Raw genomic sequence first — 1,655 nt, forward strand, 5'->3', positions numbered from 1 at the left:
TGCGCGCCCGGCTCGAGGCCGCCGAGCGCGCCGCGAGGGCCCTGGCCGCCGCCCGTCGAGCGGCCGCCGCCGCCCGTGCGGCCGCCCTGGCGACGGTGCACGCGCAGGCCGCCCCCAGCGTGTACTTCGACCTCTACCACCAGGCCGCGACCACGTGCGCCGGCATGGACTGGACCCTGCTCGCCGCCGTCGGCCAGGTCGAGAGCGGCCACGGCCGCAACGTCGGCCCCAGCTCGGCCGGGGCCGTCGGGCCGATGCAGTTCATGCCCGCGACGTTCCGGGCGTACGCCGTCGACGGCGACCACGACGGCACCGCCGACCCGTTCTCGCCGGCCGACTCGGTGTTCACCGCCGCCCGCTACCTGTGTGCGAACGGCGCCGGCCGCGGCCCGGACGGCGTGCACTCGGCGCTGCTGCGCTACAACCACGCCGAGTGGTACGTGCAGCTCGTGCTCCGGGTGCAGGCCGAGCTCGCCGCGTCCCCCAGCACCCCCTGAGCTCCTGCCGAGATGCGAGCAGCGGTTCACCAAAGCGTGCTCGGGTGAACCGCTGCTCGCACTTCGGCACGACATCTAGCGCGCGCGGGCGGTCCAGCGATCGCCGTGGCGCTCGAGCACCAGCGGCAGGCCGAAGGTCGCCTCGAGGTGCTCCTGGGTGAGGGCGAGCTCGATGGGGCCGGCGGCCACCACCCGCCCCTCGCGCAGCAGCAGCACGTCGGTGAAGCCCGGCGGGATCTCCTCGACGTGGTGGGTCACGAGCACCAGGGCGGGCGCCTCGACGTCCTCGGCCAGCTGGCCGAGGCGGCGCACGAGGTCCTCGCGGCCGCCGAGGTCGAGGCCGGCGGCGGGTTCGTCGAGCAGCATGAGCTCGGGGTCGGTCATCAGCGCGCGGGCGATCTGCACCCGCTTGCGCTCGCCCTCGCTCAGCGTGCCGAAGGTGCGGTCGGCCAGGTGCGCGACGCCGAGCGCGTCGAGCAGCTGCCCGGCGCGGGCGTGGTCGAGGTCGTCGTACGCCTCGCGCCAGCGGCCGGTGACGCCGTAGGCGGCGGTCACCACCACGTCGCTGACCCGCTCGGACGCCGGGAGCCGGCCGGAGAGCGAGGCGCTGGCCAGGCCGATGCGGGGGCGCAGCTCGAAGACGTCGACCGCCCCGAGCACCTCGCCCAGCACGCCGACGACGCCGGTGGTGGGGTGCATCTGGGCCGAGGCCAGCTGCAGCAGGGTGGTCTTGCCCGCGCCGTTGGGGCCGAGCACCACCCAGCGCTCCCCCTCGCTGACCGACCAGTCCACGTCCGCCAGCAGGGTGGTGCTGCCGCGGACGACGCTGACCCCGGCGAGCTCCAGCACGTCGCTCATGTGCACGACCCTATGCGAGCGCCTCGTAGCCTTGAGCGGTGACCGCCCACCTGCCCCGCGCCGCCCTGCTCGCCGCCTGGGGCAGCGCCGTGCTCGACGGCCGCGCCGGGCCCGACGAGGCCCGCGACGTCGTGCAGGGGTCGGACGAGGCGCACGCCGTGCACACGCTGCCCGGCGCGCCGCTCGGCGCGTGCGACGGCGGCCCCCTGGGCGACCTGCTCGTCGGCCTGCGACGGCAGGGCGTCGCCGGGCTGCGCGCGGTGCTGCCGGCGCTCGGCGAGGAGCTCGGCCTGCCCGGCA

2 protein-coding genes and 1 pseudogene are annotated in these 1,655 nt (G+C 76.5%); 2 read left to right on the top strand and 1 reads right to left on the bottom strand.

Annotated elements, in window-relative coordinates; genetic code table 11:
- The coding region (locus ACYVI6_RS18655) for a lytic transglycosylase domain-containing protein (RefSeq protein WP_460447785.1) at positions 1-497 on the top strand (497 nt) is incomplete at its 5' end.
- Positions 498-572: 75 nt separating this feature from the next.
- Here ACYVI6_RS18655 and ACYVI6_RS18660 read toward each other — a convergent pair.
- Entirely contained in the window at positions 573-1,355 is a 783-nt protein-coding gene (locus ACYVI6_RS18660) for an ABC transporter ATP-binding protein (RefSeq protein ID WP_460447786.1), read from the bottom strand.
- Between the two features lie 38 nt (positions 1,356-1,393).
- Between ACYVI6_RS18660 and ACYVI6_RS18665 the strand changes: the two are divergent.
- Positions 1,394-1,655, top strand: a pseudogene (locus ACYVI6_RS18665) (hypothetical protein); the annotation flags it as partial.

Source organism: Angustibacter aerolatus (assembly GCF_054776675.1).